Raw genomic sequence first — 26780 nt, 5'->3', positions numbered from 1 at the left:
GCGTCACGCGTTCTGGTCAGGGGAAAGGGAGCGGTCGGCCGCGAGGGCCGCCTGCAACGGCGTGGCCGACAGCGCGCCGCCGAGCCATTCGGCCGATGCGAGCCGCGCCGCGTAGTCGGTCACCGGCGAATCGATCACGAACGCGTCGACGTCGAGCCGCCGGCTCAGCGCATCGAGCGCGTGGTGCACGCGATCGGGGGTATCGGCCAGCACCGTCGGGCGCAGCTCGTCGATGCGATAGTCGGACGCGCCGCTCTGCCGCGCGAATTCGGCGGCCGCCTGCGCACTGGGGAGGTTGAAGCTTTGCCCGCCCGCGAGCTGCAGCTTGAAGATCTTCAGCGGCCCGATCAGTTGCTCGGCCTCGTCGCGCGTCGGCGCGGCCACCGCGTACAGCGCGACCAGCGGCCGTGTGCCGCCCGCGCTGCGGTACGCGTCGAGCGAGCGTTCGATGTTCGCGTCGTCGCCGTTGAAATGCCCCGCGTAGCAGAAGCGCCAGCCGTTGCGCGCGGCGAGCGTGCCGCTGTCCGGCGAGCCGCCGAGCAGGATGCGTTCGGGCGCCTGCGGCGGCACGGGCAGCGCGGCCGCGCCGGCGAGCGGGTGATCCTCCGCGACGCCCCAGCCGAGAAACGCGTCGAGTTCCGCGAGCTGGCCCGCGAAGTCCGGCTTGCGCGCCTTGTCGTGGAACCACTGCAGTGCGCGCGTGGTCAGCGGCAACCCGCCGGGCGCCTTGCCGACGCCGAGGTCGACGCGGCCCGGCGCGAGCGCAGCCAGTACCTTGAACGTCTCGGCGACCTTGAACGGGCTGTAGTGCTGCAGCATCACGCCGCCCGAGCCGACGCGGATGCGCGACGTGTGCGCGAGCAGGTGCGCGACGACGATCTCCGGCGCGGAGCTCGCGAAGGCCTGCGTGCCATGATGCTCGGCGACCCAGAAGCGCTCGTAGCCGAGCTGTTCGGCGCGCTGCGCGAGCGTCGTGGTGAAGCGCAGCGCGTCGGCGGCGTTCGCGCCGTCGGCGATCGGACTCTTGTCCAGCAACGAAAGCGAATAAGACATGGTGGGCGGCGTTCCTGCTTGAGCGTGAAGTAAGCGTGACGGGACGGGACGAAGGGCGGGCGTGGCGCTCAGCTCTTCGGCAGCCCCGGCGGATTCGTGCGCGACTGGTCGATAGCCTCGGACGCGAGGTTCCAGCGGTCGAGCACCTGCTGGTAGCGGCCGTTCCTGATCAACCCGTTCAGCGCGACGGTCAGCGGATCGGCGAGCCCGCTGCCGCGGCGCGTCGCGATCGCGATGTCGGCCGTGCGCGGCCAGCCGCCGCTGATTGCGCCGACGAGCCGCGTCTTGCCTTGCTGCGCGCTCTGGTATGCGAGCACCGAGTTCACGCTGAACACGGCATCGGCACGGCCCGACTGCACGGCGACGATGCGCATCGCCTGGTCGTCGTAGTACTGGATCTGCACGGGTTTCAGTCCGTGCGCGACGTTCTCGCGATCCCACGCGAGCAGGATTTTTTCCTGGTTGGTGCCGGCATCGGTCACGACACGCAGCCCCGCGACGTCCTTCGGCTCGCGGATCGCCTGGATCTTGCTGTCGTTGCGCACGTAGAAGCCGACCTGGTCCTTGCGGTAGGTCGAGAAATCGAACTTCTGCTTGCGCTCCTCGGTGACGGTGACGTTCGAGATCACCGCGTCGACTTTTCCGGATTCGAGCGCGAGCGGCCAGTCGGCCCAAGCGAGCGCGACGATCTTCAGCTTGCGGCCGAGGCTGTCGGACACGAGCTGGCCGACGTCGGCGTCGAAGCCGATCACCGTGCGAGCATCGGTTGCATACGAACTGATCGGCGGCAGGCTCGGCGCGATGCCGATCGTCAGCGTGCCGGGTTCGGCGAACTTGAACGACGCGGGCACCGCGCGCTCGACTGCCGCATCGGCCACGCCGCGCGGGCGCCCGCGCTGTTCGGGGCTCAAGTCGAACGTGGCGGCGGCCGCGGCTGCGGCGAACGCGGTCAGGCCGATCAACGCGATGGCCAGCGTGCGCGCGGCACGGGAAGAAAACGGTACGGCTCGTTGCATGAAAGCGTCCTGTGGTGGCAAGCGGAAATCGGAGGAAGGCGGGGGCGCGGCGGCGGTCAGCGCGGCAGCGCCGGTTCGGGCACGGGCGCCCACAGGTCGGCCAGCGTCGACGTGCGCGACGGATCGGCGAGATCCTTGCCGAACCGCAGGTGGTAATGCACCTCGGGGGCGATCGACGAATCGAACAGCCGCGTATAGCCGGTGCGGTCGTACAGCGCCCATGCTTCGGGCTGGCGAAAACCGGTAGTCAGGTAGATGCGGCGATAGTTTTGTTGCACGGCGCGCAGTTCGAGTGCCTCCACGATGATGCGTGCGAGGCCCTGACGGCGCAGGTCCGCGCGGGTCCAGATGCGTTTGAGCTCGGCGGTCTGCGCGTCGTAGCGCTTGAACGCGCCGCCGCCGATCGTCTCGCCGTCGCGCAGCAGCAGCACGAACGCGCCTTCGGGCGGCGCGAACAGTTCGGCCGGGTAGCGCGCGAGCTCCTCGCGTGCGGACGCGTGGCTGTCGGGGCGATACGCGTTGTAACGGGTCGAATACTCGTCGATCAGTGCGTCGATCAGCGGTTGCGCGCGGACGTCGAGCGGTGTCGTGTCGATGATGCGGTCGGTCGTGGCCATGGGCATCGCGAAGGGCGCGCGATGCGGACGTTCCTGGCGGGGTGCGGGCACGCGGCCCGTCCGGTCTGTTCCGTTATCGCGACGCGGTTGTCGTGATGGCGGCGGCCGGTGCATGTCCTGCCGGGATGCAGGTGGCGGGCCGCCGCCGTTTTGAACACGTTAGCGGCGCGGCCGGCAAAGGCGAACGAAGCAATTTCGATAAGGATTTCGCGGCGGACGTCAGAAGGCTCGCAGCGGGAGTGGGGTGGCGACGACGCGGTGCATGCGCATGCATCGAAGCCGATACACGCGCGTGCGCGATGCCGGCATGCGAGCGCCTATGCCGCCCGGACTTCGGCGAGCAGATCGGGGTGACGATCGAGGATCTTCAGCAGTTTCACGAGGGCAAGCGGCGGATTCGTCTTGCCTGTTTCGTAACGGGAGAATGCGTTGACGCCGCCGCCGAAAAGCTCGGCCGCCTCGCGCTGGTCGAGCCTCAGCTTCTTGCGTACCTTCGCGATGTAATTCGGGTCGACGATGGTGGCGTTCACCTGCTTGTTGAACTCGCTGATCGCTTCGCCGAGACGGGTCGCCTCGTCGAGATCCAGTACCGATTCCCCGCAGGCCGGGCAGAACTCGCCGGTGATGGCGCGGACGACAGTCGACCGGCCCTTGTAGGTATAAGGGATGTCGCGCGTGTCGCGGACGAGCTTCGCGGCACCGCATGCAGGACATTTCATTTCATCGCTCCTTGAAAGACACGATCAGCACATCGTCGATCACCGTCAGTTTCAGGTACACGTCGCCGCGCACCGTCAACGGCCGGTAGACGTCCTGCCAGATCGTGTGGTCGGCGTACGTCGTCATGCTCTTGTGGAAGTCGAGGTCGGTCAGCGACATCACGACATCGAGCGCCTCCCGTTCCGTGAAACCGAGTTGCCGCGCGCCGAGTACCGCGCTCGCGGTCAACCGGACCTGGCCGGATTCGACCCGCGCCTTGACGAGGGACAGCTTGCAATGAGGCCTTCTCTTTTCCATTGGCGATCATAACCAAGTAAGTTAATTTGTCAAGTTGGTTAATGGCGAGCGGATGCCGTCCGCCATGACTGGCAGACCGCATGGAAAAGAGATGGATCCGGTTTTAGGCCGTCTGGCCGATGCTCGGCGGGGCCGACAACTCCGCGAGCTGGAACAGGCAATCGCCGCGCTGCACCTGCGCGGGCACGCGCTTGCACACCACTTCGCCGTCGCCCTTGAAGCGGTGCAGCACCGGCTCGCGCAGCGGCGTATCGGGGAAATGCACCCATGCGGCCGGCTGCCCGGCCTTCACCTGGTCGCCGAGTTCGACGAGCGGCTCGTACAGCCCGCGCTCGTATGCATAGACGAAGTGGCGATCGCCGTCGACACGCATGAAGCGCGTGACGGTGGGCGGCGCGTCGGGCACGAGCGCGCCGCGCAGCAGGCCGATGTAACCGAGGTAGTGCAGCAGACCGTGGCGACCGAGCCGGATCAGCGACGGGTCGGCCATGCCGGCACCGCCGAGTTCGGTCACGATCGAGATCGCGCCCTGGCGGCGCGCGGCCGAGGCCGAGTGCACGGGATTCGGCGCGTGCAGCAGCGCGTTCTGCAACCCGAACGCGACCAGCAGCCCGTTGAGCTTCGCGGCTTCGTCGGCGTCGAGCGGGTCGATCGCGAGCATGTTGCCGCCCTGGTACAGCAGCGAACTGCCGCCCGAGTGCAGGTCGACCAGATACTGCGAGCGCGCCAGCAGGACATGCTCGATGTAGTGGGCGATCATCTGCGTCGGCGTGCCGGCCGGATCGCCGGGGAAGCTGCGGTTCAGGTTGCCCTGGTCGAGCGGCGACACGCGCAGGCCCGCGTCCGCCCCCGGGAAATTCGCCATCGGCAGCAGGATCAGCTGCCCGCTGACCATCCCGGGCTCGATCTCGCGCATCAGTTGCGACACGATGATCTGGCCTTCGTACTCGTCGCCGTGGTTGCCGGCCATCACGAGCGCGACCGGGCCGTCGCCGTTGCGAATCGACGCGATCGGGATCGGCAGCCAGCCATACGCCGAGCGGTGGACGGAATGCGGCAGCCGCAGGTAGCCCGCGTGCTTGCCTTGTGCGTCGAGATCGATTTCGCAGTGGATGGGATTGCGGTGTGAGGAGGAGGCGGTCATGGCGGCATCGTTCGATGAACGGAATCTGCCATCTTATCGGGAAACGACCGCCGCGCGCCGCGCCGGGCGCGAGCGACGCCGAACGCCATCAGCCGGCAAGCGCATGGAGGCATCAGGGCGAGTTGCAAAGCCGATGCGCGGAACCCGGTGCGATGTTGCAGCGGTGAACGCCTGCCGGCCTCATTCGGGCCCGGCGTTTCGCGCCGGCCCTTGTCGCGACGGGGCCGGCGTGCCAGGCCGGCTCACCGGCCCGATGTTTCAGCTTCGAGACGTCCTTCTTCCCACAGTGCCCAGAAACGGCTGCCGGCGCGATACGGATTCGCGCGGCGCGCGGCGTGATCGGCGACGCCCTGGCGAAACGCGCCGTACAGCGTCAGCGGCGGATTGTCGACGCATCGGGCTTCGCGTGCGGCCGGCATGCGGCGTTCGGAAACGAGCCGGCGGATCAGCGATGCGCCGTCGATCACATCCAGTTCGTCGATGGTTTCGCTGCGGCTGAGGACTTCGACGGTATTCATGTTGGGTCTCCCTGACCACCTGTTTCCCTGACAGGGAGCAATAAGAGTGCCAGGTTCGAAAAGCCCCGCGCTGCATCGATCGTGCAGGCTTCTGCAGCCAACGTGACGGGCCGTGGGCGCCGATGTTACGGAACACGTCACGTGACACGCGCGCGCGCGACGCCACGTGTGGTCACGCAAAGCGTTTCGGAATTGATTCGTCGGGAAGCGTTGACGCGGGAGAAAGAGGGCTGCGCAGCCGGGTCAGCTCGCGGTGGCCGGCGTGACCCGGCTGCTGCCGCTCGAATAGAAGCGGTAGATGCCCTTGCCGGCCGATTTCGCGTCGTACAGCGCGCTGTCGGCCTGCCGGATCAGTTCGTCGGGGGAGCCGTGCCCGTCGTCGAGTGCGATGCCGATGCTGATCCCCAGGATGACGGTCTCGCCGATCGACAGCGTGTACGGCGCCGAGATCTGCCGGATGATGCGCGCGGCGAGGAGCGAGCACGCATGCATCGTCGCGTCGTCGATCGCGACGACGAATTCGTCGCCGCCGATGCGCGCGGCCAGCTCGCCGGGCGGCAGCGTCTTGCCGAGTCGCTCGGCAACCTGCGTCAGCACGTCGTCGCCGGCCTGGTGGCCGAACCGGTCGTTGATCGCCTTGAAGCCGTCGAGGTCGAGATACATCACGGCGAGCCCGGACTCCGGCGTGCGTGGCCGGCTCGCGAGCATCCGCTTGAGTTCCGCATGCAGTTCGTGGCGGTTCGGCAAACCCGTCAGCGCATCGTGCCGCGCGAGATGCCGGATGTGCTGTTCGGTCTGGCGGCGCGCGGTGACGTCCTCGACGATGATCACCGCGTTGCCGTCCGGCACGAGATGGCGCGTCAGTTCGAGCTGGCGGCCGTCGGCGAGCACCAGGTCGAGCGGTGCGGGTTCGTCGCAGGCCAGCCAGATCTCGCACTGCGCGGCGAGACGGGCGCCGCCGGGATCGATCGCGTCGTTCGCGCCGAGCGCCGCGACGACGTCGGGCAGCGGCGTATCGAGCATGATCTGGCGCGGCGAGCCGAACAGTTGCGCTGTGCGCCGGTTCGCGACGATCACGCGGCGCTCGCCGTCGATCATGCACAGGCCGTGCGGCATGTAGGTGAGCGCGGCGTCGAAGCGCGCGACGAGTTCGGCGTTGCGCTGGCGCGCGGCAATCAGCGCAACGAGCACGCGATAGTGACGCTGGACGACGGTGCGCATCGCGACGAGGTAGATCGCGAGCGGCGGCAGCAGCAGCCACGCCCCCGGTCGCTGGGCCAGCAACGCGCCGATGCCGATCGGCAGCACGCCGACCGTGACCTGCGTCATCGCGAGCCGGGGCAGCGCCGAATTGCGCGACGCGATCCCGCCGAACACGCCGCCCGCGACCATCACCGACAGCGTGCCGAGCTCGACGTCGACGGCCTGCACGCAGCCCATCACGCCGAGGCCGAGCACGAAGCACGCGACGAGCGACACGGGCGCATAGCGCATCGCCCAGTATTCGGCGCGGTCGTCGCCGCCGTCGCGCTGAACCGTGTACGCACGCACGATCGAGAGCCGCGCGATGAGCAGGCCGACGTCGACGATCAGCCACGCGAGGCACCAGAGCTGCTGCAGCCGGATCAGCGCGACGGCCGCGACGAAGCCGCTCGCGAGCCCGGAGAGCGCCATCGGCCGGACGTCCTCGAACAGGGTAACGAGCATCGACGGGCGCAGCGCGGCCGTCACACGGTGATTGCCGGAGGGGGGAGTGGCGAGAACGGAGTGCAGGAGAGATGCCCTGACTGCCATGGTTTTTGACCTCGACACGATGTCGCTCGATATCGCGATGGCTGGCGGCACCCGCACGGCACGTGGCGGAAGCCCGGCCAGGCCGGATGCGCACGACATTACCATGAAAAACGGGCGGCGCGGGTTGCCCGGATCGCCCGGCGGACCCGCGTGCCGCGTCGGCCACCAGTCGTCAACCACGCCCACGAAAGTCTTGCGCATTCGCCGGCGCCGGGGCAGCATCGTTGCGAACCGAACAAGGCTCGGCGATCGACAGGAGACAGGCACGTATCCGCCGGGCGCGATCGACACGAACGAAACCGCCGCAAGCGGGCAGGCGATGCGACCTGATGACCTGATTGCCACCCGCGACCGGCTGTCGCAGCCCGGCTGAATACCGTTATAAGAAATTCAATAAGTATTTCATGCGGGAAATACTATAGGCGATATATCAAAAACAATGCCAGAATGCGCGCCGCTCCGAACGTCGCGACATCCGATCGCCGTCCGAGCCGTATCAGGAGGTTCCCCCCAATGAAAAACCACGGCCTGTCACGGCGGGGTTTTCTGAAAGCCAGCGTGCTGGCGGGCGTCGCAGTGTATGTCGCGCCCCTGGGCAGCCGCGCGTTCGCGGCGCTCTTCGAAGAAAAACTCCTCACCCCTGTCAAATGGGATAGCGTCACCGGCATCCCCCAATTCCGCATCGACGGCATCGCGAAGGTCACGGGCTCGAAAGTGTTCGCCCGTGACGTGCGCGCAGCCGACATGCCGCACTGGCCGCAGCAGCAGTCTCATGCGCTGATCCTGCGCGTCACGCAGGCCGACCGCACGTACGAAGGCTTCGACCTTTCGCTGCTGGGCGACGAGCTGAAACCGGACCGCGTGGTCACGGCCGACGATCTCGTGCGCGACGGCGTCGCGTTCCCGGCGTTCTACGGCGACGACATGCTGCTGCCCGCCGGCAAGACGCCCGCGTATCTCGGCCATGCGGTCGCGATCCTCATCTATCACGACTTCGCGCGCTTCCGCTTCGCGAAGAACGCGCTCAAGTTCCGCGACGACGTGATCCGCTACGGCGCGGTCACGGGCCCGCTCGAGCGCGATCCGTGGGGCACCTTCCGCTACGTGCGCGTGGGCGGCAAGACGGCCTACGACGACGATGTCTATTCGAGCCTGAAGGACGCGCCGATCTTTCCGAGCATGATGCGCAAGCACCTGCCGGTGTGGCCGGACGGCAAGGAGCACGGCAAGCTCGACGAGCAGGGCATGTTCCTCGCCGGGCAGATCGCGAGCGAACTCGACCATCCGTCGGCCGACTGGCTCGTGTTCGACCGCGAATACAGCACGCAGTCGGTCGACACCGCCGCGCTCGAACCCGACAACGCGAACTGCTGGTACGACGCCGCGACGCAGTCGCTGCACCTCGTCGTGCCGACCCAGTCGCCGCTCGAGGTGGCGGAGAACGCGGCCGCGATGGTCGCGAAGTGCCGCTTCCCGGTGAAGAAGCTGTTCGTGCATCCGTGCTACACGGTCGGCTACGGCTCGAAGGATCACTTCAACGTACCGTTCTACGGCCTCGTCTGCGCGCTGTACGCGGACGGCCGCCCGGTGCGTTTCGCGAACGATCGCTACGAACAGTTCCAGACGTCGCTGAAGCGTCACGCGTTCAAGATGCATTACCGGATCGCCGTGGACCGCAACACGGGCCTGCTGCAGTCGTTCAAGGGCGACTTCGAGGCGAACGGCGGCGGGCGCTCGAACTTCTCGCCGTCGGTCGCGATGGTCGGCGCGACGGCCGCGCAATCGATCTACTACTTCCCGAAGAGCGACCTCGCGGCCGTGGCGATTGCATCGCGCGCGATCGATGCCGGTTCCGCGCGCGGCTACGGCACGCTGCAGAGCATGGCGGCGACCGAGATGGCGGTCGACGAGATTGCCGCGCAGCTGAACATCGACCCGATCGATTTCCGCCTGCGCAACGCGCTGCGTTCGGGAATGAAGAACACGCAAGGCGCGATTCCCGCCGGCGCGCTGCGCGTCGACGAGGTGCTCGAGCGTTCGAGGCAGCATCCGCTGTGGACGCGCCGCGCCGCGCGCAAGGCCGAATACGAGGCGGCGAACCCGGGCAAGCGTTACGGCGTCGGCTTCGCGTGCGTGCAGAAGGACTTCGGCACGGGCGCGGAAGCGTCGTTCGCGAAAGTCGAATTCGACGAGAACGGCAAGGTGTCGCTGCGCCACACGGCTGCCGAGATCGGCACCGGGATGTCGACGTCGCAGGCGGTGGCCGTCGTGAAGTGGCTCGGCCGTCCGGCGACGGACGTGCAGGTCGCCGTGACCGAATGGCCGGACCTGCCGGTCGAGACCAGCGGCGATCCGTACATCATGTCGCAGGCCGACCAGGATCGCCTGAGCGCGAACCCGCGCTGGTCGCCGAGTTATGCGTCGCCGTCGAGCGCGACGAACTCCGCGTACTACTTCACGCACAGCACGCGCGAAGCCGCGCGCGCGGTGTTCCGCTACGGCCTGTGGCCGGCGGCGATGTCGATCTGGACGCGCGGCCTCGGCGGCGGCCAGGCCGCGCCGTACACGATCCGCATCGAGGACGCGCGCTGGGTCGACGGCAAGCTGACCGCCGACGGCCTCGAGCCGCTGTCGTTCGAACAGCTCGCGAAGCAGGCGCATGCGCTCGGCCTGCCGACCGGCGCCGTCGTGCACGTGTTCAACCGCTGGCAGTGGACCGACGCCGAGTTCGAAGTGGGCGGCGTGGTCGATCGTTTGCCGATCGACGGGCTGTCGCTGCGCGTCGGCGCACCGAAGACGGGCGACAACGGCCCGGTGCCCGGCACCGCCGCGCCTGCCGGCGCGACCGTGCTGCGCGGCACGCTGGCGCCGACCGCGAACGGCTACCGCGTGCTGGACCGCAAGCGCGTGTTCATTCCGCCGACGAGCCGCAACAACGCGGCCGTCACGTACTACACGGCGGTCGGCACGCTGGTCGAGCTGGCCGTGCACGAAGCGACCGGCAAGGTCGAGCTGCTCACGCATCACTCGATCATGGAATGCGGCAACCAGATTTCGCCGCAGCTCGTGTCGGGCCAGTTGCAGGGCGGTCTCGCGATGGGTATCGGCCACGCGTTGCACGAATACCTGCCGCTGTATGAAGACGGCCCCGGCAACGGCACGTGGAACTTCAACCGTTACCAGTTGCCGCGTGCGTCCGATGTCGCCGTATGGACCCAAACGGGCGACGTGCTGCCGCCGCTGTCCGAGACCGATCCGCCGAAGGGCGTCGCCGAAGTGGTGATGATCCCCGTCGTCGGCGCGATCGTGAACGGCATCGCGCACGCGATCGGCCATCGTTTCACCGACCTGCCGGTGACCCCGCAAAAGATTCAGGAGGTGCTCGCATGACGACCGCCCAAACCGCGGCTTCGGCCGCGAGCGCCAGCGCCGCTGCGACCGGCGCTTCCGCACCGGCCCCGGCCTCGGCCCCGGCCGTACCGGCATCGGCACCGGCCGCCGTCGAGCGTCCGCTCGTCCGGTTCCAGTCGAAACCGCTGTCGATCAACATCAACGGCAAGTCCGTCGGCCCGATGCAGGTGCCGGAAGGGCTGATGATGATCGAGTTCCTGCACGAATACGCGGGCCTCACCGGGTCGCGGCTCGGCTGCGGGCAGGGCATCTGCCACGCGTGCGTCGTGATCGTCGACAAGCCGGACGGTACGAGCGAGGAAGTGCGCACCTGCATCACCGGCGCGCATTTCTTCCACGGCCGCACGATCCGCACGATCGAAGGCCACGCGAAGCGCAACGAAGCGGGCGAAGTGGTCGAGCTGTCGCCGATCCAGCAGAAGTTCCTCGAGCACTTCAGCTTCCAGTGCGGCTATTGCACGCCGGGTTTCGTCAACGCGGCGACCGTGCTGATCGAACGCCTGAAGCGCGAGCCGGTTGCGAAGGCCGACGTCGAGCGCACGATCACCGAGGCGCTCGATGCGCACCTCTGCCGCTGCACGGGCTATGTCCGCTACTACGAAGCCGTCAAGGACGTGGTGCTGACGACGCCGGGACTCGTGAAGGACGCCGCATGAAACGCACATTCGCTCATCGTGTCGCGCGGGCTGCGGGCCTCCCGGTGCTCGCGGCGGCTTGCGCGCTGCTGCTCGCCGCATGCGGCGGCCACGACGCCCCGGCCTCGAACGCCGCTTCCGGCGCGCCCGGTGCCGACCCGGTCGCGCGCGGCCGCTATCTCGTCAAGGCCGCCGATTGCGCCGCGTGCCACACCGCGAAGGACGGCGCGCCGTTCGCCGGCGGCGCGCCCCTCGAATCGCCGTTCGGCACGTTCTACGGCTCGAACATCACGCCGGACAAGGATCACGGGATCGGCAACTGGAGCGCGGACGATTTCTACGCCGCGCTGCACGACGGCAAGGCGCCGGGCAAGCGCCTGTATCCGTCGATGCCGTACACGTCGTACCGGCAGCTCACGCGTGCCGATTCCGACGCGATGTACGCGTACCTGAAGACCGTCAGGCCGGTCGCGCAGGAAAACCGCGAGCACGAGCTGAAGTTCCCGTACAACCTGCGGTTCGGGATGGTCTTCTGGGACATGGTGTTCCTGAAGGACAGCCTGCCCGATGCCTCGGCCGGCCAGTCCGCCGACTGGCAGCGCGGCCGCTACCTGGCGGGTGCGCTCGGCCACTGCGCGGAATGCCACACGCCGCGCGCGTTCACGGGCCAGCTCGACAGCGCGAAGCCGTTCGCGGGCGCGGCGCTCGGCCGCGTGGCCGCGCCCGACATCACGCCGGCCGGCCTTGCCGCGCGCGGCTGGACGGGCGCCGACCTGCAGACGTTCTTCGGGGTCGGCATCGCGCCGCAAGGCTCGGCGTTCGGCGAGATGTACCCGGTCGTGCACCTGAGCACGCAGTACATGACGAAGGACGACCTGCGTGCGCTGTCCGTGTACCTGCTGGGCGACACGCCGCCCGCGCCGCAACCGGTGAAGCCGGTGTCGGCCGACGCCGCGCAGCTCGCGGCTGGCCGCTCGGTGTATCTCGCGGTCTGCGCGGGCTGTCACGGCTTCAACGGCGAAGGCAAGCCGCACGTGGCGGTGCCGATGAACGGCAACTCGACGGTGCGCCAGGGCGACCCGCGCAACCTGCTGGTCGCGATGCTCGACGGCATCGGCGAGCAGAAGTTCGCCGGGTTCGAGAACCTGCAGCCGATGCCCGGTTTCGCGCATACGCTGAGCGACGACGAACTCGCGCAGCTCGCGAACTACCTGCGTGCGACGTGGGGCGGCCAGCCCGCGAGCGTCACGCCGGCCGACGTGAAGGCCATGCGTTAAGTCGTGCGGCCGGGCGGGGCGTCGCGCGCGATTCAGCCGGTTTCCGGTGCTCGTGCGCGACGCGTCGCCCGACTGCTCGCAGCGGTTCTTCAGTAGCCGCTGCCTCCTCCGCCACCGCCCGCACCTCCCGCGCCACTGCCGCCGTACCGGCTCATGCCCGGCCCTTGCGGCGCGCCGCCGCCGGACGTACATCCTGCCGACAGCACGAGCACCAGCGCCGCGATCAGCGCCGCGGCCAAGGTTGCAGATCTCATTTCCACCTCCTTGCAACGCGCAGGCCGCGGGAAAGGCCGGTTCGCGTGAACCGTGCGTCTGCGCGCTGAAGAAACGTTTCGGGCGGGGCGTTTATTCCATGCGTTTTGCGGATGGTCGAATGCGAGGGGGCGGATCGGCGTCGTCGCACGGCGTGTTGGTACACTGCGGCACGCCGCCATTCCGGTTCCGACCACGAAAAACATGAGTGCCACCGCTGAACGTCCGTCGTCGCGTCCGTTCCGTCCCGCCGTGCTCGGCTGCTTGTCGTTTGCGGTCGGCGGCCCGCTGGTCGCATCGCTCGTCTGGCCGGCCGTGATGCTGGTCGGGTGGTCGTTGATCGACGGCCCGTCGTGGGAGGCACTGAAAGTCGGTGCCGGCATGGTTCCGCTGATCTTCTTCGCGTCGTTCCTGTTCGGCTACTTCCTGCCGGCGGCCGTGACCGGCGGCATCATGGGCGCAATCGGCACGCGGCTCCGGCGGCGCTGGTTCGTGCTGCTGGGGATGGTCGTCGGCGCCGGTGCGATGATCGGTTTTGTCGAACTCGAGGGTTACCTGATGAAAATCGACCAGTTCAGCGACATCGACGCGATCGCCACGCTCGATGCGATCGTGACGTCGGCCGTGATGTCGTACTGGCTGCATCGCCGGCTCGATCGCCGGCGTTGAGCGCGAAGCATTGCGCGATCGGTCGCCTTCGCGCCGATCGCATGCATGGGGCGGGCATGCGGGCACGGGCGGCACCGCGCGGCCGCTTGCGCGACCAGCGGGCTGCCATGCCGTTCCTGAAGCGAATGCCGCCGTCACGGCGGCCCGGGATCAACGATAGACGAGATCCGCGCGGCGGTTCTGTGCCCACGAATCCTCGTCGTGGCCGAGCGCGACCGGCTTTTCCTTGCCGAGGCTGACCGCCTCGAGTTGCGTGGCTTGCACACCGAGCGTTTCGAGCGCGCTCATCACGGCCTGCGAACGGCGTTGGCCGAGCGCCAGGTTGTATTCGGACGTGCCGCGTTCGTCGGTGTTGCCCTGGATCAGTACGTGCCGCGCCGGATGGCTGCGCAGGTAGTCGGCGTGTGCCTGCAGCAGCGACTGGTATTCGGGCTTGACGGAGTACTGGTCGAAATCGAAGTAGATGCTGCGCTTCGCGAGCGGGCTGTTCGGATTGTTGAGCTCGTCGGCCGTCACCGTTGCGACGGCTTCGCTCGAGGGCGCGGGCTCCATGCCGGCATTCTCGGGTGTCTTGGCCGCATGGTGGCAACCGGCCAGCAGTACGACGGTTGTCAGGACCGCAAATCGGTTCGTTTTGCTCATAGTTCGTCTCCAGCGGTTGACTGCATTGAACGCGTGGGGCGATCGACACGCCCGTATCCGGCCGAACGGCGCGAAAGATCCGGCACCTACGACGTGAATCATGTTCGTAAGCCGGTGGTGCGCCATATGAAAGAGTGTTGCGGCCGGAACGCCAAATCTCGGCGTCGCTGCAAACAGATTAGGAAAAATGTCACAGCGTGACCAGTTTCTCCGCATTTTTTTGCGTCGACGCCACAGACCGGGCGGCATTCGTGCCGTCACGCGGCGCGATGCCACTGCGCAAAGGCCGTGCACGGGCACGGCCTTTGCGGCTCGGGGCATGCGATCGAGCCGTGCCGAAACGCATGCGTTGCGCGGACGGCGTGGCGACGCCGTGCTTCGTCTTCAGAACTTGTGCCGCAGCCCGAGTGCGACGACGACCTGGTTGCTGTTCGCCGACGGCGTCAGCGTCCAGACGGTCGCGTTGAACGCGGGGTTGCCGTTGCCGCCGCTCACGCTCTGGTAGACGCCCTCGAGATACGCATCCGTGCGCTTGGACAGCGCATAGTCGGCTTGCGCGACGACCTGGTTCCATTTGGGCCGCGTCTGGCCGGTGCGCGTGTCGAAGCGGCCCATCGTGTACGTGTACGCGGCCGAGAGGCTCAACGCACGCGTGACGGCGAAGCGCCCGTCGACCGAGAAATTGTCGAACACCAGCGATTCTCCCTTCAACGGCGCGATGCCGCTGCCCTGGAGCACGCCCGTCACGCCGTCGGTGGTCGAGTGCGACCACGCGGCGCCGACCGAATGCGGCCCGAACGCATAACGGCCCGCCGCGGCCCAGATCTGCTGGTTGCCGCCCGTGATCGTCGCCGAGCCGTCGACCGTGCTGAGCGCACCGTTCGGGTTCGGCGCATTGCGGTCGCGGCTGATCTTCAGGTAACCGGCGCCGAGCTTCAGCGGCCCGTTCGCGTACGACACGCCCGCGCTCCATGCCGCGTTGTTGGCGAACTGGCCGGCCGTGTTCGAGAACCCGTACATCGCGCCGAACCTCAGCCCGCGATACGTCGGGCTCGTGTACTTCACCGCCTGGTTGATGCGGAGGTTGCGGTTCGAATCGTCGTTGTCGTACGGATGAACCGCGAGATTGCCGCCCCAGCCGGGGCCGGACGCGCCGAGCGGCGTGACGAAATCGAGGATCAGGTCGTACTGGCGGCCGAACGTGAGTTCGCCGGCCGTCTTCGAGCTCACGCCGACCCATGCCTGGCGGCCGAACATGTCGACGCCTTTCTGCGACAGCGCGCCGGTGGTGCCCGAGAAACCGTTCTCGAGCCCGAAGATCGCGGCCATCCCGCCGCCGAGATCCTCGCGGCCGCGCAACCCCCAGCGCGACGCGTTCAGGGCGCCGCTCGTCATCGCGACGGCGCCGCTGCCCGGCGAGCCGGCGCCGTGCGTGCGCTGGTTGGTCGCGTAGGTGATCGACGTGTCGATCAGGCCGTACAGCGTCACGCTGCTCTGCGCGTGTGCACCCTCCGACGCGAAGGCGGTCAGGCAGGTGGCAATGGCGGTCCCCGCGAGTCGAGTGCTGGCGTGTTTGTTCATCTTGTAGGAATGCAAAGGAGTTTTTTATCGTTTTACCGGCGCGGCGGCCGGCGGATCGAGCGGCCATTATTGGAGATCGCGCGCCGGTCGATTAAGGCGTTGCACAGGAAAGGTCCTCTGCGAAATCGCGTGGAATCGCGGCGGGACGAAGGCGGGGAGGGGGCGGTTCGGCGGGAAACCCATCACCGGGTTTGCGATGGGCTCAAAGGCTCAAGGGCGAGGTCAGGTGATTCAGTTGACCATCGCGTGATCGTCCGTCGGGCGATGGCCGACGGGGAGCCTAGCGTCGGGCAACCGGCAGCGCGGCTTCGATGCCACCGCCGCGATACGCGGCACGAACGGCGATCGCCCTGGCTTCGAGTGCTTCCGGCGAGAGCCAGGGCCGCAAGCGGACCGCGACGCGCGGCAACGCGGCAAGCTGATCGCGCAGGCGCACGATCGACCGGCAGCCACGGAATGCCGACGACCCGGCGTCGGGGCCGGACGCGGCTTCCGCAAGCTCGGCCGCCCACTCGACGCCGCGGTGGCGCCTGACTTCGTCGAGGTGCGGCAGATGGCGCGCATCGCCCGATAACGCGATCAACAGCGCGGCCCAGTGCGCGCCGCGCCATCCCACGTTCATGTCGTCCGTGAGGTCGGCGAGCAGCGTGTCGTCCAGCACGGACAGGCTTTGCTGGCACAGGTAGTGGAAGTCGAGCGGCTGGTAACGGACCTGCGGATAGTCGCGCAGCACATGGCCGAGTTCGGCGCCGGTCTCGACAGCAGCGGCCAGGAACTGTTCGGCCGGCGCCGGGCGGTTCAGCAGCAGCGTCGGCACGCTCCGGTAGAGTCGGTAGATGTCGTCGGGGTGATAGTGCATCGCGAAGGTCGGGGTAATCGAACGGCGCGCGCGGCGCGCCGTTCGGGTTGTCTGCTGACCGCCGGCCAGCAGCGCCGTATGACGCCGCTGCATTTCATCGGGCTCGACCGCTTCGATCGTGGGCACGATCGGGCAATCGTAACCGAACGGGTCGTGAATCGTGCCGGCGCGCGCACGTCGGGTTGTCTACGATTCCCCCGCGGGGCGAAAGCGATCGCGGTATGCGCCGGGGCTGAGGCCGACCTTGTCCTTGAACAGTCGGCAGAACGAGCTGGTATCGCTGTATCCCACCTGGGCCGTAATCCGCTCGAGGCTGAGATCGCCGGCCTCCAGCAAGCCGCGCGCGGCTTCGATGCGCAGGTTCTGCAAATACCGTAACGGCGGCTGATTCAGCGCCGCGCGGAACCGGCGGATGATCGTGCGCTCGCTCACGCCGAGCTCATGCGCCATCTCCGACATCTTCACGTCCTTCGTCATGTTCTTCTGCAGCCAATACTGCGCGCGGTGAACCAGCGAGTCGGCGTGTTCCTTGTCTGCCAGCAACGGGAGATACGGCAATTGCTTCGTCTGGCTGACGTCGATCAGCATCGTCTTCGCGCACTGCGCGGCGATGGCCGCCCCGCAGAAGCGCTCGATGACATGGATGGTCTGCAGCAGGTAGGACGCCGATGCTCCGGCACAGATCAGGCGGTCGGCTTCGGTGACGACGGGTTCCAACTGAAGGTCGACGCGGGGAAACCGGCTGCGGAACTGATCGGCCAGCCACCATGTGGTCGTCGCGGGCCGTTCGTCCAGGAGGCCGGTTCTGGCCAGGACGAACGTGCCGGTGCAGTTCGCCGCAAGATAGGCCCCCGCGTTCCATTGCGAAACCAGCCAGTCGCATGCGGCCGACTGTCGTGCCAGCAACCGGTCGAAGGCCTTGCCGCTCGCGTAATGCGCACTGGGAATGAAAACCAGGTCGAACTTCTCTCGCGGCCGGATCGGCTCCGTGTTCAGTTGCAAGCCGTTGCTCGCCATGACCGGCTTCCCCGTCGGAGAAACGAACCGCCATTCGAACTGCGCATTGCCATCGCCCCTTTGTCGCCGCCAGTGCGCGTTCGCGATCTGCAGGATGTCGGCGAACCCGCCCAGGCTGGACGCGTAGCAATCGTCATACGCAAGAATGGCGGCGCGAGGCATGATGTGTCGGATATCGCATTCAATGTGTCAGTTTCGCCAATGTACGGCAGTTCGGCCCGAGAGGAAACTGGTCGTGTCAACCTGGCGCCAGTTGGCGGGCAGCGACAGGATCGCCATGCGGCCGGCAGCGCGGGGGACGCAGTATCGTGTGCCGTCCGGGCCACGAGAAGGCCAATGTGGCCGCCCCCGGGTAGCGGCAGGCGCCTCCGTTGCCCGGCAGCGTGGAGTTCCGTCGGCTTCGCACCGCCGATTCAGCCGCGCGATGACGCGCGTCGGGGCCGCAGCGTGCCCTGCATGCGAAGGCGCTTTCGTCTCAACCTGAACCGCAAACATCATGAAAACCAGGATCACCGAACTCTTCGGCATCGACTATCCGATCATCCAGGGCGGCATGCACCATGTCGGGTACGCGGAGCTGGTCGCAGCAGTCTCCAACGCCGGCGGACTCGGCATCATCACCGGCCTGACCCAGCGATCGCCGGCCGATCTGGCCGCTGAAATCCGGCGTTGCCGCGAAATGACCGACAAGCCGTTCGGCGTGAACCTCACGTTCCTGCCGACCGTCACGTCCCCCGACTATCCCGGCTACATCCGGGCCATCGTCGAAGGCGGGGTCAAGGTCGTCGAAACGGCCGGCAACAACCCGCAGCCCTACCTGGCCGCGCTCAAGGAAGCGCACATCAAGGTGATCCACAAGTGCACGTCGATTCGCCACGCGCTGAAGGCCGAGTCCATCGGCTGCGATGCGGTCAGCGTCGATGGATTCGAATGCGGCGGCCACCCTGGCGAGGACGACATTCCGAACTTCATTCTGCTGCCACGCGCCGCCGAAGAACTCAGGATTCCGTTCGTGGCCTCCGGCGGCATGGCTGACGGCCGGTCGCTGGTTGCGGCACTTTCGCTCGGCGCGGACGGCGTCAACATGGGAACGCGCTTCGTCGCCACCCGCGAGGCGCCGGTGCACGAGAACGTGAAGCAGGCGCTGGTCGCGGCCTCCGAGCTGGATACGCGCCTGGTCATGCGCCCGTTGCGCAATACCGAGCGCGTGCTGCGCAATGCCGCGGTCGATCGCATTCTCGAAAAGGAAAGCAGGCTCGGCGCCGGCATCCGGTTCGACGATATCGCCGAAGAAGTCGCCGGCGTGTATCCGCGCATCATGAAGGAGGGCGCGCTCGACGCGGGCGCGTGGTCGTGCGGCCTGGTCGTCGGCCTGATCCGCGATATCCCGACCGTGAAGGAACTCGTCGAGCGCATCGTGAGCGAGGCGACGGAGATCATCCGCAGCCGCCTGGCACGTATCGCGGTTTGATCCGGATTGGCGACGCGGGATGCCGCCCGCCGTCGCCGATGAATCCTCGCCGGCGCGATGCCGGCGAGGATTCGTGCGGGATGTGGTCGACGAGGGCCAACCGGGCGACCGTGGCGATGATCGAAAGCGTCGGTTGGCGGCCGCTTTGTCGATGTAGAGACTGTCGCGTCGTCGGTTCCAGTCGCCTCGCGGCGCGACCGGACTCGAGCACCCTGTCCGTCGTGAACTGAATCGCTTCACGACGGCCGGGTGCTCGTGAATTCAATGACTTCCCCCTTTAAGGATCGGGTAACCCGGGTTGCCCGATTCCGCGTTCCCTTCGGGCAGCGCCCCCGGACATCATCCGGATTCCGGCCCGGCCGACGCCACCGCGTTGCGCCACGCGAGCCCGATGCGGTTTCTCCCCGGCTCGACGCATCGCAAGCCGGCGCCCGCTCCGGCGATCGGCCCATGAGATGACAAATACCGTCATCGACGGATCGCGATCTTGCACGCGGCGATATAATTCGCGCTCCGAGGGCCATCGAGCCCGACCGCGAATACAAGACAAGAAGAAGCAGACATGGCTCCGTCTCAACCGCATGCATTGCAGCGTCCGCCCGCTGAAGTCCTGTATGCCGATCAGCTCGCGCAGCTGAAGGCGCAGGATGGCGCCCAACCACGCCCGCCGGGCTGGCAACTGAGTCTGACGGCCGCCCGCGCATTCATTGCCGGCGATCGCTCGCTCGGCATCGCGCCGAAGGTGGTCGCGCCGATCGCGAGCATCGAGCGCATGCTCGTCACGCTCGCCACCGGGCGCGGGCTGATGCTGGTCGGCGAGCCGGGCACCGCGAAATCGATGCTGTCCGAGCTGCTGGCGGCCGCGATCAGCGGCACGTCGACGCTGACGATCCAGGGCGGCGCATCGATCACCGAAGACCAGATCAAGTACGGCTGGAACTACGCGTTGCTGATCAACGAAGGGCCGAGCCCGCGCGCGCTCGTGCCCGCGCCGCTGTACCAGGGCATGCACGACGGCCGGATCGTGCGCTTCGAGGAAATCACGCGTGCGCCGCTGGAAGTGCAGGACTGCCTGCTCGGCATGCTGTCGGATCGCGTGATGGCCGTGCCCGAACTGCACGGCGAACACGGGATGCTGTACGCGCGCGAGGGCTTCAACATCATCGCGACCGCGAACACGCGCGACCGTGGCGTGAACGAGATGAGCGCGGCGCTCAAGCGGCGCTTCGATTTCGAAACCGTGTTTCCGATTCTCGACTTCGACAGCGAACTCGCGCTCGTGCGCGAAGCCAGCGCGCGCCTGCTGGCCGGCAGCGGCATTCCGGCGGCCGTGCCGCAGCCGGTGCTGGAACTGCTGGTCACCACGTTTCGCGATTTGCGCGGCGGGGCCGGCGATGCGGCGGGCAGCGACGGCGCGATGGACCGGCTGACGGCGGTGATGTCGACGGCCGAAGCGGTGAACGTCGCGCATGCGGTCGGCGTGCGCGCATGGTTTCTCGAGCAGCGTGAAGGGTCGCCGCAGGATCTCGTCGACTGCATCGCCGGCACCGTGGTCAAGGACAACGCCGACGACCGCGCGAAGCTGCGCCGCTATTTCGAACAGAAGGCCGCCCGGCGCGAAGGGGCGCATTGGCGCGCGTATTACGCGGCACGCCACCGTCTGCCGTGATGCGCAACATGAGTACGACCGATCGCGGCGGCATGCGCGGGCCGGGACGTCGTGTGCCCGATGCGTGCCGCGTGCACGGCAAAAAGGGCGTAGAGATCGACAAGGGCAGGTCGGGCTGCATCGCGTCCGGCGCCTCCGTATGCGTCGACTTCGACTGACAGGCGCCGCATGCAGACCGTGACGCCCGGCCAGCCGCACATCGTCGGCATCCGCCATCACAGCCCCGCGTGCGCGCGGCTGGTAGCCGAGCGCATCCGCGCACGGCGGCCGCGCTACGTGCTGATCGAGGGGCCGGCCGACTTCAACGGCCGGCTCGACGAACTGTATCGTCCGCACCGCCTGCCGATCGCGATCTACAGCTATCTGTCCGGCGATACCGCGCATTACGGCTCGTGGACCCCGTTCGCCGAGCATTCGCCGGAATGGCAGGCATTGCAGGCGGGGCGCGAAGTCGGCGCGACGGTCCGGTTCATCGACCTGCCCGCGTGGCACGCGGCGTTCTCGCGGCTGGAGAACCGCTACGCCGATGTCGCGGACGCCGAACACGAGGCCCGCGCCGACGCATACGAGCGCGCGCTGGCGGACACGCTCTCGGTGCAAGGCCGCGATGCGCTGTGGGACCACCTGTTCGAGGACGTCGGCGATACGCCGGGCGCGCTGGACGAACTCGAGGCGCGCCTGTCGACCTACTTCTCGCATCTGCGCGCCGACGATCCGGGCTCGCTCGGCAACCAGGCACGCGAACGGATGATGGCGCGCTGGATCGCGTGGGCCGTCGCCGAAGCCGACGGGCAGGCGGACGACGTGCTGGTCGTCTGCGGCGGTTATCACGCGCCGGCGCTGGCGACACTCTGGCGCACGCGGCCGGCCGCGTTGCCCGATACGCCCGAACCCGGCGCGATCGACGGCGATGCCGGTGCCGTGCCCGACGAACGGGAAGACGACGCCAGCGCGTGCGACACGGATTCGACGACCGCCGACGGGGCTGCGCGCAGCGTCCGCTACGGTTCCTATCTCGTGCCTTACACGTTCAAGCGTCTCGACGCGTTCGCGGGCTACGCATCGGGGATGCCTTCGCCGGCTTATTACCAGTGGGTCTGGGCTGACGGCGCGGAAGCGGCGGCGCGGCGCGTGCTCGAGAACGTGATGCAGCGGCTGCGCGCGCGCAAGCTGCCGGTATCGACGGCCGACCTGATTGCCGTGCACGTGCGGGCCGAAGGGCTGGCACGCCTGCGCGGCCACGCGCGGCCGTTGCGTTGCGACTGGCTCGACGCGCTGGCCGGCGCGCTGGTGAAGGAGGCGCTCGACGCGCCGCTGCCGTGGACCTATCGCGGGCCGCTGCGGGCCGGCACCGATCCGGTGCTGGTCGAGGCGATGGATGCGCTGGCGGGCGACGCCGCCGGCGAGCTCGCGCCCGGCACGCCGCAACCGCCGCTCGTCGCCGCGGTGCGCGACGAGCTGGCCGCGCTCGGCATCGTGCTGCACGGCACGCTGACGCTCGACCTGCTGACCGACCAGGGGCGTGCGCGCAGCCGCGTGCTGCACCGGCTGGCGCTGTTGCGCGTACCGGGCATCGTGCGCCGCCAGGGCGCACAGCTTGCGATGTCGGGCGAACGCGACGAAGTCTGGCAGCTCGGCGAGCCGCTCGAGCAGCAGGCGGCGCTGATCGAAGCCGGCGCGTGGGGCGCGACGCTGTCCGACGCGGCACGCGCGCGGCTCGAGGATGAATTGCGTGAGGCGGGCGGCCGCATCGCGCCGCTCGCGGATGGCCTGAACCGCGCCGCGTGGGCCGGGCTGGCAGCGCTGAGTACCGCGCTGCTGGACACGCTGCACGATGCGGTCGCGCGCGAGCAGCGCTTCGAGTCGCTCGCCCCGGCGCTCGGCAACCTGCATACGCTGCTGCGTCACGGCCATCTGCTCGGCATGAACGATGCACCGGTGCTGCGGATCGTCGTCGAGGCCGGGTTCGATCGCGCGCTATGGTTGCTGGAGCCGGCCGCCGCGCTGCCGCCGGCCGATCTCGACGCCCACGTACAGGGGCACGTCGCACTGCGCCGGATCGTAGCCGACGTACTGGCCGGTGCCGACGGTGCCGGCCACACGCCGCTCGCGATCGAGCCGTCGCGCGCGCTGGCCGTCTGGCGGCGCAAGGCGGCCGATAAGGCAGCGGCGCCCGCGAGTCGCGGCGCGGCGCTCGGCGCGCTGCTCGGCCTGGCGGGGCAGGCCGGCGTCGACGACGGTCAACCCGTCGCAGGCATCGACGATGCGATGGCGCTGCTGCGGGCGATGCCGGCCGCGGCGCTCGGCGATGCGCTCGGCGGTTTGCTTGCGCTGGCGCGCGAGACACTGGCGAGCGCACCGGCTTTCGTCGCGGGCATGGATGCGACCATACGCGCGCTCGACGACGCCGATTTCGTGCTCGCGTTGCCGGGCTTGCGCAGCGCGTTCGCGTGGTTGCCGCCGCGGGAGCGCGGGCAGCTCGCGGATCAGGTGCTCGCGCTGCACGACGCGACACACCTGTCACGCCGCGTGCTGACGGAGCGGCACGCGGACGATGCGTCGCCCGAAGAGGCCGCGCACGCCGCGCGCATCGAGGGGCAGGTGCTCGGCCGTTTGCGCCGCTGGGGGCTCACGCCCGATCCGGAGGCGTCATGAAGTGCCGACCGACAGGCCGCCGCGCATCCGGCTTCCGCTTCCCTTACCACGATGTCGCGCCGTCACGGCACGGTGCGGCGCGTTTTCCGCGAGTCCTGCCATGCCGCTGAACATTCCCGGTCCGCTCGAACGCTGGCGCCTGCTGCTCGGCGAACCGGCCGAGGCCGCATGCGGCACGCCGGGTGCGGACGCGCGGGCCGCCGATGCGGCGCTCGACTGGCTGTACGGCCGCGACGACGACCGCGCGCAGCGCGGCGAGCGCGGGGCCGGCCTCGGGCCGTCCGCGCTGAGCACGCCGGACTGGATCAACACGATCCACACGCTGTTTCCGAAGGAGGTGATCGACCGGCTCGAACGCGACGCGGTCGAGCGTTTCGGCATCGACGAAGTCGTCACGAACCTCGAGGTGCTGGAGCGGATCGAGCCGTCCGAATCGTTGCTGCGCGCCGTGCTGCACACGAAGCACCTGATGAATCCCGAGGTGCTGGCGGCCGCGCGGCGGCTGGTTGCCGAGGTGGTCCGGCGAATCATGGAGCGGCTGGCGACCGACGTGCGGCAGGCCTTCAGCGGCACCCGCGACCGGCGCCGGCGCTCGCGGATGAAGATCGCGCGCAATTTCGACTACACGCGCACGCTGGCCGCGAACCTGCGTCACTGGCATCCCGAGCGGCGCAAGCTGTATCTCGACACGCCGGTCTTCAACAGTCGCACGCGTCGCCACGCCGAGCCGTGGGACATCGTGCTGCTCGTCGACCAGAGCGGGTCGATGGTCAACTCGGTGATTCACAGCGCGGTGATGGCCGCGTGCCTGTGGCAATTGCCGGGCATGCGCACGCGGCTCGTGGCCTTCGACACGTCGGTGGTCGACCTGACCGCCGACGTGTCCGACCCGGTCGAGCTGTTGATGAAGGTCCAGCTCGGCGGTGGCACGGACATCGCGAAGGCCGTCGCGTATGCGCAATCCTGCGTCGCGAATCCCGCCCGCACGATCATCGTGCTGGTCAGCGATTTCTATGAAGGCGGCAGCGGCTACGAACTCGTGCGTCGCGTGAAGGCGCTGGCCGAGAGCGGCGCGCGCGTGCTCGGGCTGGCCGCGCTCGATTCGGCTGCCGAGCCCGCCTACGACCGCGAGATGGCCGCGCGGCTCGTGAACGCCGGTGCGCAAGTCGGCGCGATGACGCCCGGCCAACTGGCCGCGTGGCTCGCCGAGAAGGTGCAGGGATGAGCGCACCGATCCGCGACGACCTCCTCGAACTGACGCCCGAAGCGCTGACGGCGCTCGCCAACGCCGGGTTCGTCAAGCGCGCCCAGAAGGACGTCGCCGCCGGCGCGGTGCCGGCGGTGGCCGTCGACGGCGACGGCACCGTGCATGCGTCGTTCGCCGACGGCGTGCGTACCAGCCTGCCGCCGGGCCGGACCTTGCGCGACGCGGCGTGCAACTGCACCGCGAGCGGCATGTGCCGGCATCGCGTGATGCTGGTGTTCGCCTATCAGGCGAGCATGCGGGGGATCGAAGCGGTTGCCCCGGGCGAGGTGGGTGCAGGCGGAGACGACGAGACGGGGCAGGCCGATACGCGCGATGAATCGATCTGCAATCCGGACGATGTCGCACGCGGCGCAGCAGGTGCCGGTGCGGACGATGCGCCGCCGGGCGACGACACGAACGGCACGTCGTCCGCGGATCGCGCATGGAGCCCCGCCGATTTCGACGATGCCGCGCTGGCGACGAGTTTTGCGCCGTCGGTGCTCGAACAGGCCGCGCGCATGGCGGCCGCGCGGCCCGCCGTGACCGTGCAGCCGTGGTCCGGCGCACAGTCGTCGCCGGTTGCACGCCTGCCGATGTGTACCGTGCGGTTCTTCTCGCGACGCTCGCTCGCGCATGCGCGTTGCGACTGCCGGCAGGGCAGCGGCTGCGCGCACGTCGTGCTGGCCGTCTGGGCATTCCGGCAGGCCGGGGCACCGGCCGACGGCGTACCGGAGACGATCGTCGAGGTGCGCCCGCCGGCCGGCGAAGAAGACGAGCGTGGCGACGACCGGTCGCCGTTGCGCGACGAAGCGGCGCACGCGCTGATCGCCGACCTCGACAGGCTGGTACACGCGCTGTGGCTGGACGGTTCGAGCCAGCCGCCGATCGCGCTGGCCGCGCGCGTGGAGTCGCTGCGCGGCCGCCTGCGCGAGCGCGGCTGGCAGTGGGTCGACGACGCGCTCGACGAAGCCTGGCAGCTCGTGCACGCACAGCATGCGCGCAGCAGCCGCTTCGAGCCGCTGCGGCTCGTGCGCGTGCTGGCCGAACTGTGGGCACGCTTGCGCGCGGCGTTGTCCGCCGCGACGCAGCTTGAGGGTGCCGCGGTGCCGGCCCGCCAGATGCTCGGCATCGGCGTGAAGGGCGAGGTCGAACTCGATCATCTGCGGCTGGTGTCGCTCGGCGTCGAGCTGTGGGCCGACGACGCGGAAGAGGGGGCGAGCGTGCTGTTCGCCGATCCCGATACGCAGACCGTGATGGTGCTGACGCGCAACTGGCCGCGTGCCGCCGACGTCGCGGCCGGCGGCCGTGCGCCGGATCTGGCCGGCCGCCGCGTCGCGGGTTTTCCGTTGCGGCAGATCGCCGCTGGGCAGGTCGTCACGAAGACCGCGAAGCGGCGCGCGAACGGTGCGGTCGACATCTCCGCCGGCGTGCGGCAGACAGGCGTGCTGCCGCTGTCGCCGACCTCCTGGGACGATCTCGTCGCGCCGATCCGCCAGCCGGGCATCGCGGCGCTCGTCGCGCACCTGCGTGACGCGCTGCCCGACTTCGTGCGGCCGAGACAGGCGGCGAACGGCGCGGCGGCCGGCGCGGCCGGGTCGCTGCACGTGGTCGCGTTCGAGCCGATGGTCGTGCGGTCGGTCCATTGGGATGCGGCTGCCCAGGTGCTGCACGCGCGGCTCGAGCAGGGGGAAGCAGGGACGGCCGATGTGGACGGCGACGATGTGCTGCACCTCGCGCTGCCGCATCGCGCCGTGGCACCCGGCGCGGTCGATGCGCTGGCGCGCGCGCTGTCCGGCGAATGGGGCACGTTGCGCGCGCTGGCGGGTACCGTCCGGCTGCATGCGGGCACGGCCGTGATGCGGCCGCTGGCCGTGTTGACCGCGCAGCGCGCCGTCGTGCTGCAGACCGAAACGACGGCGCCGCAACCGCTGCCGCTGGCCGGCGGGCGCGAGTCGTTGCCCGCGCTGGTCGCGCTCGCGGAGGACACGCTGGCGCTGCTGGCCGAGTGGCTGCGCCAGGGCATGCGCCATCAGGGCGGCGGCGCGGTCGAGCGTGCGCTGGCGCAGGCCACGCGACTGGAGCGTGCCGGCCTCGCGCACGCCGGGCGGCTGCTGCGCACGCTGGCCGACGGCTTGCGCGGTGCGCAATCGGCGTCGATCCTGACGCAACTGGGTTCGCTGACGTTGCTGCTGCTGGGCATCGTCGAGCAATGACGGCATGACCGTCGAACGGGCGAG

At 68.8% G+C, this 26780-nt stretch carries 24 protein-coding genes; 11 read left to right on the top strand and 13 right to left on the bottom strand.

Annotation, left to right across the window (positions count from 1 at the left end; all coding sequences use genetic code 11):
• Positions 1 to 3: 3 nt before the first annotated feature.
• The 8 genes from AB3K92_RS15785 to AB3K92_RS15750 form a co-directional block, all read right to left on the bottom strand.
• Entirely contained in the window at positions 4 to 1053 is a 1050-nt protein-coding gene (locus AB3K92_RS15785; protein WP_369465391.1) for an LLM class flavin-dependent oxidoreductase, read from the bottom strand.
• 68 nt (positions 1054 to 1121) lie between these two features.
• Positions 1122 to 2069, bottom strand: coding sequence for an ABC transporter substrate-binding protein (locus AB3K92_RS15780; protein WP_369465390.1), 948 nt, complete (start codon positions 2067 to 2069; stop codon positions 1122 to 1124).
• A gap of 56 nt (positions 2070 to 2125) precedes the next feature.
• Positions 2126 to 2686: a GNAT family N-acetyltransferase gene (locus AB3K92_RS15775; RefSeq protein ID WP_059707500.1), complete on the bottom strand. Its 561-nt coding sequence runs from the start codon at positions 2684 to 2686 to the stop codon at positions 2126 to 2128.
• Between the two features lie 317 nt (positions 2687 to 3003).
• Complete coding sequence (locus AB3K92_RS15770; protein ID WP_042974280.1) at positions 3004 to 3405, bottom strand: type II toxin-antitoxin system MqsA family antitoxin; 402 nt, start codon at positions 3403 to 3405, stop codon at positions 3004 to 3006.
• 1 nt (position 3406) lies between these two features.
• Complete coding sequence (locus AB3K92_RS15765) at positions 3407 to 3703, bottom strand: type II toxin-antitoxin system MqsR family toxin (RefSeq protein WP_048024629.1); 297 nt, start codon at positions 3701 to 3703, stop codon at positions 3407 to 3409.
• Between the two features lie 103 nt (positions 3704 to 3806).
• Entirely contained in the window at positions 3807 to 4847 is a 1041-nt protein-coding gene (locus AB3K92_RS15760) for a succinylglutamate desuccinylase/aspartoacylase family protein (protein ID WP_369465389.1), read from the bottom strand.
• Between the two features lie 242 nt (positions 4848 to 5089).
• The gene (locus AB3K92_RS15755) at positions 5090 to 5365 is read right to left on the bottom strand and encodes a hypothetical protein (RefSeq protein ID WP_021158762.1); all 276 of its coding nucleotides are present in this window, start codon (positions 5363 to 5365) and stop codon (positions 5090 to 5092) included.
• A gap of 243 nt (positions 5366 to 5608) precedes the next feature.
• Positions 5609 to 7159, bottom strand: coding sequence for a sensor domain-containing diguanylate cyclase (locus AB3K92_RS15750; RefSeq protein ID WP_059484891.1), 1551 nt, complete (start codon positions 7157 to 7159; stop codon positions 5609 to 5611).
• Between AB3K92_RS15750 and AB3K92_RS15745 the strand changes: the two genes are divergently transcribed.
• The 4 genes from AB3K92_RS15745 (at position 7158) to AB3K92_RS15730 (ending at position 12482) form a co-directional block, all read left to right on the top strand.
• The gene (locus AB3K92_RS15745) at positions 7158 to 7532 is read left to right on the top strand and encodes a hypothetical protein (RefSeq protein ID WP_133295703.1); all 375 of its coding nucleotides are present in this window, start codon (positions 7158 to 7160) and stop codon (positions 7530 to 7532) included. The genes AB3K92_RS15750 and AB3K92_RS15745 overlap by 2 nt on opposite strands.
• Positions 7533 to 7672: 140 nt before the next feature.
• Positions 7673 to 10549, top strand: coding sequence for a xanthine dehydrogenase family protein molybdopterin-binding subunit (locus tag AB3K92_RS15740; RefSeq protein WP_060055625.1), 2877 nt, complete (start codon positions 7673 to 7675; stop codon positions 10547 to 10549).
• Positions 10546 to 11226: a (2Fe-2S)-binding protein gene (locus AB3K92_RS15735; protein ID WP_369465388.1), complete on the top strand. Its 681-nt coding sequence runs from the start codon at positions 10546 to 10548 to the stop codon at positions 11224 to 11226. Before AB3K92_RS15740 ends, AB3K92_RS15735 begins: the two co-directional genes overlap by 4 nt.
• The gene (locus AB3K92_RS15730; RefSeq protein ID WP_059492212.1) at positions 11223 to 12482 is read left to right on the top strand and encodes a cytochrome c; all 1260 of its coding nucleotides are present in this window, start codon (positions 11223 to 11225) and stop codon (positions 12480 to 12482) included. Before AB3K92_RS15735 ends, AB3K92_RS15730 begins: the two co-directional genes overlap by 4 nt.
• An 89-nt stretch (positions 12483 to 12571) precedes the next feature.
• Here the strand turns inward: AB3K92_RS15730 and AB3K92_RS15725 are convergent, their stop codons facing one another.
• Complete coding sequence (locus AB3K92_RS15725) at positions 12572 to 12736, bottom strand: hypothetical protein (RefSeq protein WP_165580347.1); 165 nt, start codon at positions 12734 to 12736, stop codon at positions 12572 to 12574.
• A gap of 202 nt (positions 12737 to 12938) precedes the next feature.
• Between AB3K92_RS15725 and AB3K92_RS15720 the strand changes: the two genes are divergently transcribed.
• Positions 12939 to 13403 (top strand): hypothetical protein, encoded by a 465-nt coding sequence (locus AB3K92_RS15720; RefSeq protein WP_175924825.1) that lies wholly within the window; start codon positions 12939 to 12941, stop codon positions 13401 to 13403.
• 150 nt (positions 13404 to 13553) lie between these two features.
• Here AB3K92_RS15720 and pal read toward each other — a convergent pair whose 3' ends face one another.
• The 4 genes from pal to AB3K92_RS15700 all read right to left on the bottom strand — a co-directional run bounded on the left by pal (position 13554) and on the right by AB3K92_RS15700 (position 17664).
• Entirely contained in the window at positions 13554 to 14045 is a 492-nt protein-coding gene (gene pal, locus AB3K92_RS15715; protein WP_042974287.1) for a peptidoglycan-associated lipoprotein Pal, read from the bottom strand.
• A gap of 384 nt (positions 14046 to 14429) precedes the next feature.
• On the bottom strand, positions 14430 to 15626 hold the full coding sequence (locus tag AB3K92_RS15710; protein WP_042974289.1) for a porin: 1197 nt from the start codon (positions 15624 to 15626) through the stop codon (positions 14430 to 14432).
• A gap of 280 nt (positions 15627 to 15906) precedes the next feature.
• Positions 15907 to 16611, bottom strand: a complete 705-nt coding sequence (locus tag AB3K92_RS15705) for a hypothetical protein (protein ID WP_369465387.1) — start codon at positions 16609 to 16611, stop codon at positions 15907 to 15909.
• A gap of 60 nt (positions 16612 to 16671) precedes the next feature.
• Positions 16672 to 17664, bottom strand: coding sequence for a GlxA family transcriptional regulator (locus tag AB3K92_RS15700; protein WP_048024642.1), 993 nt, complete (start codon positions 17662 to 17664; stop codon positions 16672 to 16674).
• A gap of 334 nt (positions 17665 to 17998) precedes the next feature.
• On the opposite strand from AB3K92_RS15700, the gene AB3K92_RS15695 reads away from it, so the two are divergent.
• The 6 genes from AB3K92_RS15695 to AB3K92_RS15670 all read left to right on the top strand — a co-directional run bounded on the left by AB3K92_RS15695 (position 17999) and on the right by AB3K92_RS15670 (position 26756).
• The gene (locus tag AB3K92_RS15695) at positions 17999 to 18973 is read left to right on the top strand and encodes an NAD(P)H-dependent flavin oxidoreductase (RefSeq protein WP_369465386.1); all 975 of its coding nucleotides are present in this window, start codon (positions 17999 to 18001) and stop codon (positions 18971 to 18973) included.
• A gap of 562 nt (positions 18974 to 19535) precedes the next feature.
• Positions 19536 to 20642, top strand: a complete 1107-nt coding sequence (locus tag AB3K92_RS15690) for an AAA family ATPase (RefSeq protein WP_021158777.1) — start codon at positions 19536 to 19538, stop codon at positions 20640 to 20642.
• Positions 20643 to 20650: 8 nt separating this feature from the next.
• Entirely contained in the window at positions 20651 to 20800 is a 150-nt protein-coding gene (locus tag AB3K92_RS15685) for a hypothetical protein (RefSeq protein ID WP_155630914.1), read from the top strand.
• Between the two features lie 10 nt (positions 20801 to 20810).
• Complete coding sequence (locus AB3K92_RS15680) at positions 20811 to 23297, top strand: DUF5682 family protein (protein ID WP_369465385.1); 2487 nt, start codon at positions 20811 to 20813, stop codon at positions 23295 to 23297.
• A gap of 100 nt (positions 23298 to 23397) precedes the next feature.
• Positions 23398 to 24522: a VWA domain-containing protein gene (locus AB3K92_RS15675; RefSeq protein ID WP_059552223.1), complete on the top strand. Its 1125-nt coding sequence runs from the start codon at positions 23398 to 23400 to the stop codon at positions 24520 to 24522.
• On the top strand, positions 24519 to 26756 hold the full coding sequence (locus tag AB3K92_RS15670; protein WP_369465384.1) for a hypothetical protein: 2238 nt from the start codon (positions 24519 to 24521) through the stop codon (positions 26754 to 26756). The genes AB3K92_RS15675 and AB3K92_RS15670 overlap by 4 nt, the downstream gene beginning before the upstream one ends.
• The last annotated feature ends 24 nt before the right edge of the window (positions 26757 to 26780 follow it).

The sequence above is a fragment of the Burkholderia sp. Bmkn7 genome (assembly GCF_041103175.1).
In the GTDB taxonomy this organism is placed as follows: Bacteria; Pseudomonadota; Gammaproteobacteria; order Burkholderiales; family Burkholderiaceae; genus Burkholderia; species Burkholderia cepacia.
Note: the sequence above shows the minus strand (reverse complement) of the source record. Positions and strands in the feature narration are given on the sequence as shown.

Bases quoted from the DNA above. Each gene is read 5' to 3' on its own strand.
- AB3K92_RS15785 (WP_369465391.1), bottom strand. From the start codon at position 1,053: ATGTCTTATTCGCTTTCGTTGCTGGACAAGAGTCCGATCGCCGACGGC.
- AB3K92_RS15780 (WP_369465390.1), bottom strand. From the start codon at position 2,069: ATGCAACGAGCCGTACCGTTTTCTTCCCGTGCCGCGCGCACGCTGGCC.
- AB3K92_RS15775 (WP_059707500.1), bottom strand. From the start codon at position 2,686: ATGGCCACGACCGACCGCATCATCGACACGACACCGCTCGACGTCCGC.
- AB3K92_RS15770 (WP_042974280.1), bottom strand. From the start codon at position 3,405: ATGAAATGTCCTGCATGCGGTGCCGCGAAGCTCGTCCGCGACACGCGC.
- AB3K92_RS15765 (WP_048024629.1), bottom strand. From the start codon at position 3,703: ATGGAAAAGAGAAGGCCTCATTGCAAGCTGTCCCTCGTCAAGGCGCGG.
- AB3K92_RS15760 (WP_369465389.1), bottom strand. From the start codon at position 4,847: ATGACCGCCTCCTCCTCACACCGCAATCCCATCCACTGCGAAATCGAT.
- AB3K92_RS15755 (WP_021158762.1), bottom strand. From the start codon at position 5,365: ATGAATACCGTCGAAGTCCTCAGCCGCAGCGAAACCATCGACGAACTG.
- AB3K92_RS15745 (WP_133295703.1), top strand. From the start codon at position 7,158: ATGGTTTTTGACCTCGACACGATGTCGCTCGATATCGCGATGGCTGGC.
- AB3K92_RS15750 (WP_059484891.1), bottom strand. From the start codon at position 7,159: ATGGCAGTCAGGGCATCTCTCCTGCACTCCGTTCTCGCCACTCCCCCC.
- AB3K92_RS15740 (WP_060055625.1), top strand. From the start codon at position 7,673: ATGAAAAACCACGGCCTGTCACGGCGGGGTTTTCTGAAAGCCAGCGTG.
- AB3K92_RS15735 (WP_369465388.1), top strand. From the start codon at position 10,546: ATGACGACCGCCCAAACCGCGGCTTCGGCCGCGAGCGCCAGCGCCGCT.
- AB3K92_RS15730 (WP_059492212.1), top strand. From the start codon at position 11,223: ATGAAACGCACATTCGCTCATCGTGTCGCGCGGGCTGCGGGCCTCCCG.
- AB3K92_RS15725 (WP_165580347.1), bottom strand. From the start codon at position 12,736: ATGAGATCTGCAACCTTGGCCGCGGCGCTGATCGCGGCGCTGGTGCTC.
- AB3K92_RS15720 (WP_175924825.1), top strand. From the start codon at position 12,939: ATGAGTGCCACCGCTGAACGTCCGTCGTCGCGTCCGTTCCGTCCCGCC.
- pal (WP_042974287.1), bottom strand. From the start codon at position 14,045: ATGAGCAAAACGAACCGATTTGCGGTCCTGACAACCGTCGTACTGCTG.
- AB3K92_RS15710 (WP_042974289.1), bottom strand. From the start codon at position 15,626: ATGAACAAACACGCCAGCACTCGACTCGCGGGGACCGCCATTGCCACC.
- AB3K92_RS15700 (WP_048024642.1), bottom strand. From the start codon at position 17,664: ATGCCTCGCGCCGCCATTCTTGCGTATGACGATTGCTACGCGTCCAGC.
- AB3K92_RS15695 (WP_369465386.1), top strand. From the start codon at position 17,999: ATGAAAACCAGGATCACCGAACTCTTCGGCATCGACTATCCGATCATC.
- AB3K92_RS15690 (WP_021158777.1), top strand. From the start codon at position 19,536: ATGGCTCCGTCTCAACCGCATGCATTGCAGCGTCCGCCCGCTGAAGTC.
- AB3K92_RS15685 (WP_155630914.1), top strand. From the start codon at position 20,651: ATGAGTACGACCGATCGCGGCGGCATGCGCGGGCCGGGACGTCGTGTG.
- AB3K92_RS15680 (WP_369465385.1), top strand. From the start codon at position 20,811: ATGCAGACCGTGACGCCCGGCCAGCCGCACATCGTCGGCATCCGCCAT.
- AB3K92_RS15675 (WP_059552223.1), top strand. From the start codon at position 23,398: ATGCCGCTGAACATTCCCGGTCCGCTCGAACGCTGGCGCCTGCTGCTC.
- AB3K92_RS15670 (WP_369465384.1), top strand. From the start codon at position 24,519: ATGAGCGCACCGATCCGCGACGACCTCCTCGAACTGACGCCCGAAGCG.